Annotated in this window: 5 protein-coding genes; 2 read left to right on the forward strand and 3 right to left on the reverse strand. The window is 68.4% G+C overall.

Annotated elements, in window-relative coordinates:
- Window positions 1-13: 13 nt before the first annotated feature.
- Window positions 14-2,233: a DEAD/DEAH box helicase gene (locus tag Manayef4_RS03930; RefSeq protein WP_070130654.1), complete on the reverse strand. Its 2,220-nt coding sequence runs from the start codon at window positions 2,231-2,233 to the stop codon at window positions 14-16.
- A 348-nt stretch (window positions 2,234-2,581) separates the two neighbouring features.
- On the opposite strand from Manayef4_RS03930, the gene Manayef4_RS03935 reads away from it, so the two are divergent.
- On the forward strand, window positions 2,582-3,346 hold the full coding sequence (locus Manayef4_RS03935; protein ID WP_070130633.1) for an SDR family NAD(P)-dependent oxidoreductase: 765 nt from the start codon (window positions 2,582-2,584) through the stop codon (window positions 3,344-3,346).
- Window positions 3,347-3,601: 255 nt separating this feature from the next.
- Here Manayef4_RS03935 and Manayef4_RS03940 read toward each other — a convergent pair whose 3' ends face one another.
- A complete protein-coding gene (locus Manayef4_RS03940) occupies window positions 3,602-3,877 on the reverse strand; it encodes a hypothetical protein (protein ID WP_011435128.1) in 276 nt (91 codons plus the stop codon).
- A gap of 206 nt (window positions 3,878-4,083) precedes the next feature.
- Here Manayef4_RS03940 and Manayef4_RS03945 point away from each other — a divergent pair, with 206 nt between their 5' ends.
- Window positions 4,084-4,344 (forward strand): hypothetical protein, encoded by a 261-nt coding sequence (locus Manayef4_RS03945; protein WP_035730898.1) that lies wholly within the window; start codon window positions 4,084-4,086, stop codon window positions 4,342-4,344.
- 32 nt (window positions 4,345-4,376) lie between these two features.
- Here Manayef4_RS03945 and Manayef4_RS03950 read toward each other — a convergent pair whose 3' ends face one another.
- The gene (locus Manayef4_RS03950; RefSeq protein ID WP_070130634.1) at window positions 4,377-5,573 is read right to left on the reverse strand and encodes a Fic/DOC family N-terminal domain-containing protein; all 1,197 of its coding nucleotides are present in this window, start codon (window positions 5,571-5,573) and stop codon (window positions 4,377-4,379) included.
- Between the last annotated feature and the right edge of the window lie 658 nt (window positions 5,574-6,231).

Below are 6,231 nucleotides of genomic sequence, written 5' to 3' on the forward strand. Positions count from 1 at the left end.
TCCTCCCGGCCGGTCATGCGGTGTCCACCGCGAGCGCGAACGGCAGCACCGACGGCGCTCCGGCCTGCCGGAGCAGGCGAGCGGCGACCGTCATCGTCCAGCCGGTGACGATCCGATCATCGACGAGCAGCACCGGGCCGCCGAGCTCGCCCAGGGCGGCGGCAAGGGCCGGGGAGACCGTGAACGCATCCCACAGGCCGGCGAGCCGGTGCGCGCTGTTGTGCACCTGCCCGGTGTGCGGCCCGCCGGCGACCCGGTCGAGCTGCCCCAGCAGCGGCAGGCGTCCGATGGTGGAAATGCGCTCGGCGAGGCTCGCGATGAGCCGGGGCCGGCTGCGGGACGCGATCGACACGACGGCCACCGGCCGCCGCTGCCATCCCCAACCGGCGAGCGTTGCGACCACCGCCTCGACGAGATCGCCGGGAAGCGGGCCGTCGAGGGCGCCGGGCACAGCGGCGCCGGGCACAGCGGCGCCGGGCACAGCGAGGGTGGCAGACGTGAACATCGGGCGCAGCCGGTTGCCCCAGCCCACATCGCTGAGTCGGGCGAGCGCCCGCCCGGGCTCGGCAGCGGCCGACGCCGGGATACGCCCGGCCAGGTCGACCCCGAGCCGGCCCATCCCAGTCGGCCACATCCGCCGCGGTTCGACCGGGACGCCCGCCCGGCGCAGCTCATCCCGGGCCCGCGTCCGCGAGGACTCCGAGACCGCGGACGACCACGACCGACCGGTGCACCGGTCACACCGCCCGCAGGCCGCCGCGTGGGGATCGTCGAGCTGCCGGCGCAGGAACTCCATCCGGCAGCCGGTCGTCACGATGTAGTCGAGCATCGCCTGCTGCTCCCGAGAGCGCGCCGCGGCGACACGCCGGTAACGCTCCTCGTCGTACAACCAGGGCTCACCGGTACTCACCCAGCCGCCCCTGACTCGCCGGACCGTCCCGTCGGTGTCGAGAACCTTCAGCATCTGGTCGAGTCGGCTGGGGCCGAGGTCGACGGACGCGAGCAACGCCTGGGTCGACAGCGGCCGGTCGGCGCCCGCGAGCACTCCGAGCACCCGGCGGACGACGTGCTCCGGCGGAAAAGAGGTGTCCGCGAAGTAGCGCCAGATGTCCCGGTCCTCAGCCGCCGGGAGGAGCACGACCTCGGCCGTGTCGAGCGCCCGGCCGGCCCGGCCGATCTGCTGGTAGTAGGAGATCGGCGACGACGGAGCTCCGATGTGGACGACGAAGCCGAGGTCCGGCTTGTCGAAGCCCATTCCGAGCGCGCTGGTGGCGATCAGCGCCTTGACCCGGTTCGCGAGCAGATCCTCCTCGGCGACGATGCGCTCGGCCGCCTCGATGCCACCGTGATAGGTGGCGACGGCATGACCCTGACCGCGCAGAAAGATGGTCAGCTCCTCCGCCGCCGCCTTCGTCAGCGTGTAGACGATCCCCGATCCGGGCAGCTCGCCGAGATGGTCGGCGAGCCAGCCGAACCGGTGCTCGGCCTGCGGCAGCGACACGACMGCGAGCCGCAGGCTCTCCCGATCGAGACTCCCGCGTAGCACCAACGTCCCGGCGGACGCCGGGCCGGCGGGAGCGGAGGTTCCGAGCTGCTCACTGACGTCCTCGACCACGCGGGTGTTGGCGGTGGCCGTCGTGGCCAGCACCGGGACCCGCGGACGCAGCCCGGCGACGAGAGTGCGCAGCCGCCGGTAGTCGGGCCGGAAGTCGTGCCCCCAGTCGGAGATGCAGTGCGCCTCGTCGATGACGAGCAACCCGGTGGTGGCGGCGAGCTCGGGCAGGTAGTCGTCCCGGAAGGTCGGATTGTTCAGCCGCTCCGGCCCGACGAGCAGCACGTCGAGCTCGCCCGACYGCAACGCCGCGTAGACCTCGTCCCACTCGGTCACGTTGCCGGAGTGAATCTCGCCGGCGCGGATGCCCAGCCTCGCCGCGGCCGCCGCCTGGTTGCGGATGAGCGCGAGCAACGGGGAGACGATCACCGTCGGAGCAGCGCGTCCCGCTGCGCCGCGGAGCAGTGCCGTGGCGAGGAAGTACACCGCCGACTTGCCCCAACCGGTGCGCTGGACGAGCAGCACCCGGCGCCGGTGGGTCACGAGCGCGTCGATGGCCTGCCACTGGTCCTCGCGCAGCGCCGCGGCCGGCCCGGCAAGCGCCCGCAGCAGCTCCTCCGCGCGCTCCCGCAGCCCACCGGGCCCCGGTTCCGCCGGGTCCGCCAGGCCCGCCGGGAACATCGGGCCCGGCCAGGCCTCCGCCCGATCCGGGGCATGCGCGACCGGCGACGCCGGGCCGGAAGCCCCCGGAAGCGCGGAGGTCGTCTCGTCTGCTGCCATGAGAGGTGTCTACCCGATGCCACCGACAAGATCGGATCGTCCCAGGTCACAGCGGGACGGAGTCACCGTGACGGCTCGGCAGATACCCGATCACGGTAGGCTTCGCCCGGCATGACCGGACAGTGCCTGTCGCCGGGTTCCACCGGTTCGTGCGGCCGGCCGCGGCACCCTCTTCCAGCCGCTCCAGGTAGGGCGCCTGACCACGCTGACTGACCCGGCGACTCGCCCACGACTCAGGAGCGCGTACACATGAGCGAACGGCTGGACGGCACCGTTGCCCTGGTGACCGGTGCGAGCAGCGGCATCGGTGAGGCGACCGCCCGCGAGCTGGCCCGGCACGGCGCCGCGATGGCGCTGGTCGCGCGGCGCGGCGACCGGCTCGAGCGCCTCGCCGCCGACATCACCGGCGCCGGCGGCACCGCCCTCCCCCTCCCGCTGGACATCACCGACCAGGCCCAGGCCGCCGACGCGGTGAAGCGCACCGTGGCGGAGCTCGGCCGGCTCGATACCGTCGTCAACAACGCCGGTATCATGCTGCCCGGGCCGATCCTCGACGCGCCGACCGAGGAGTGGGACCGGATGGTGGCCCTGAACCTGCAGGGCCTGCTGTACGTCACCCATGCGGCGCTGCCGCATCTGCTCACTGCCGCGGACGGCGGCCCCCGCCAGGTCGCGGACCTGGTGAACATCAGCTCGGTGGCGGGACGGCACGCCACCATGGGCGCCGGCATCTACAACCTCACCAAGTTCGGGGTGAACGCGTTCACCGAGTCGCTGCGCCAAGAGGTCACCGCCCGGCACGTGCGCGTCTCGGTGGTCGAACCGGGCTCCGTCGAGACCGAGCTGAGGTCCCATATCCGCGAGGAGATCCGGAATATCGTCATGCGCCGCATCGCCGACATCRAGCCGATGCAGTCCGAGGACATCGCGGACGCCGTTGCCTACATCGTCACCCGGCCGCGGCGGGTCGCGATCAACGAACTGCTCATGCGGCCCACCGAGCAGGTCGGCTGACACCGCGTCGCGCGGGAACCCCTGGCGCCGGACTGGTCGGGCGTGTCCCGGATTTTCCGGGACACGCCGCTCCGCGCCCCCGGAGTGGGCCCACGCGCTCAATCACTCAATTGGGACTCGGTGCGACCACACACGACGATCAACGCGAAGCAGCCGCGCAGGTCAGCCCCTGTTTCCCAACGCCAGGAGAATCACACGACGTAGAGCCGATCATGAAACGGAGCGGTTTCGAAGACTACCGCCGCTTTCGGCATGTCAACGACCCGAATTGATCAGCCGCCTGGATGAGGCATCATCACCGGTATCGCCATGGCGGACGGCCCGTGCGCCGCGGATGCCGAGCCAGCCAACGACGGAGCCGATGGCGAGGGAAGCGACAGTCAGGACCAGGTGGACCGTGAAGAAGCCAGTCGGGCCGTCGTCCCAGGAACGATCATCCTTCCACACGTTCCGCAGGAAATTTGGCCAGATGGCCCACGTCCAGACGCCGACCGCGATCAAGAACCAGGACGCACGCTTCGACAGAGTCACCTCACCAGCCTCGCACTCACAGGCGCCGTGGCCTCTCCGTGGGCGCGCGATTTCAGCCACGTTGATCGACCATAGGGTGAGATGGCARCCAGATTTTCGACGACCAGCTGCCGAACCGTTCTTGGGCGADGGGACCACATGGGCCCACCCCGGGGCAAGATGATCGACGGAGGGTAGGGCGGGTGAACCGAAGTTACGATGTCGCCATGACGGAGATGCCGCTCCCACCCGATGACCAACTTGCCGAGGTCGTCCGAGAGGCTGCCGCATCTGGTCAGGTCGTCTACCTGACGGACAAGGGCCAGCGGCTGGCCGCCATCGTGCCGGCCGGTCTCGCCGAACTCCTCGAACGGGGCGAGACGACCAACGGACGGCGCGTGCTCGGCGCCCGGGGCGCAGGCCACAGCGGCCGGCAGGACATCTCCGAACGCATGGAGGAGATCCTCTCCAACGAGGTGGCGTCATAGCCCTCGTAGTCGACGCCGGTACCGGCGAACCCTCAGCGGCCCGATTGGGCCCGTAGCACTGAGGTGACCYCCACCGCCTCAAAGACACGACCATAGCTTCGCCCGGTACGTTCCCGCAGAATTTCCAGCTCYACAAGCCTGGCGACGGCGTTGCTCGCCGCCTGCAAAGTCCTCCCGGTATCTTCACTGACCGAACGCACCGTGACAAACGGACTCCCGATCAGCCCGTCGATGATATCGCGGACCAACCCACCGGTCAGACCCGCCACCTTGAGTCGTCGCACGTATTCGGCCTGGAGACCGAGGAGGTCGTCGACTGTCCGAATAGTCCGCTCACAGGACTCGACCAGACCTTCGGAGAAGAACGAGATCCAGCCGTCCCAGTCTCCCGTTGCGCTAACTTCCCTCAAATGGTCCTGGCACTCTTCCCGACGCACCTCGAACCAGGGCGACACAGCCAGCAACGGCTCCGAGAGTATCCCCTTCCAACAAAGATCGAGGACCACGAGAAGCCGCCCGATTCTGCCGTTTCCATCGTTGAATGGATGAAGAGTCTCGAACTGATAGTGCGCCATCGCCGCAGCCACGACCGGGTCAATGGACTTCGAATCCACGGTGATCCAGTCCAGCAGATCACGTACAGCCGCGTCCAGTTCCAGTCCGGGCGGCGACGGGACGAAGCGAGCGGTGTCGATCGCACCACCGCGGCTTCCGATCGCAACCTGAATCGAGCGGATCCTCCCCGCATCACGGGTGTCCGCAGGAGTTCCACGCACGAGATCTCGATGCACCTGACAAAGCGCGGCTACGGTGAGTGGGCGACCATCGCCTATCCACGCGAAGGCCGCCTCCGCCGCCCGGACATAGTTGAGGACCTCCCGAACCTCCTCGCTCTGCGAGGTCGGCTCTGTGACCTCAGCCGCAAGCACGTCCTCCAGGGGAGCGAAGGTCCCCTCCAACGCGGACGTGCTCTGCGCCTCCGTCCGAAGCGTGGGTTGCAGTAGCAAGGCGGGCTCAGGAATCTGTCGACCAGCCTGATCGAGACGACCGAGAGCGCGCCCCGCGCGGGCCACGTTCCGCCACGTCCCTCCCGCCAGCGCCGGCTCGGCGCCCGCCAGCGGGTCCGGCTGGAAGGCCACATGTTCGTACGCGACGCCCGACCGCCCGTCAGTTCCAGTGATCTTGACGAGATGTCCAGTAGGGCTGCGCTCGAACCGATCCCGATCCACAATCCAAGTCTACGGGCAAGAACTTGAAATCTTCCCACGCGGCTCCAAGTCCGCTTGCAGAGCCCGTCCCAGCGCCACCCCGCCGACCCATCGCACGACATGCCCTTGACTCGCCTCGGTCCGAGCACAGGCCGTCGCCAAAACCACCCCATCCGTCACTGACTGCGATACGGCGGGCTGGAGTACCTAGGTCATGAGTGAAGGCTCTACAAATTTGGCCGTTGCAAGTCGGGTTGTGTACACGGTCGCTTGGCGCCCAAGCGCCCCTGAGTCACACGTCCCGTACGGGGCCTGCGCACGGGATCGGCGCTTATCTCGTCTCGCTACCCCGACCCCCGCAGTAGCTTCCCATTCAAGATCCAATCCAGGAAGAGATTGATTGGCGTCAATCCTGAACAGATCACGTGAAGTGCCGAAATCGAGAAAATATCGCATTCCATTGTCGTAGACACACGAAAGCCCTCGACTCGCGAACGGTAGAAGAAAATCTGCGTTTGCTCCTACGTGCGAAACGGTAAGACTAGACGGTATTTACCGAGCCCTGCACTTCCGTCAGCAAAAGCCGAAGAGTCAGGCTGTGCTTTTCGGGTGGGAGCCGACAGGGTGACCCGCAAAGTCATTGATGCAGGTCAGCGGGGTTGTCGAGAGTGAGGATGGC

The sequence above is a fragment of the Frankia sp. CgMI4 genome, from assembly GCF_001756285.1.
GTDB lineage: Bacteria > Actinomycetota > Actinomycetes > Frankiales > Frankiaceae > Frankia > Frankia casuarinae.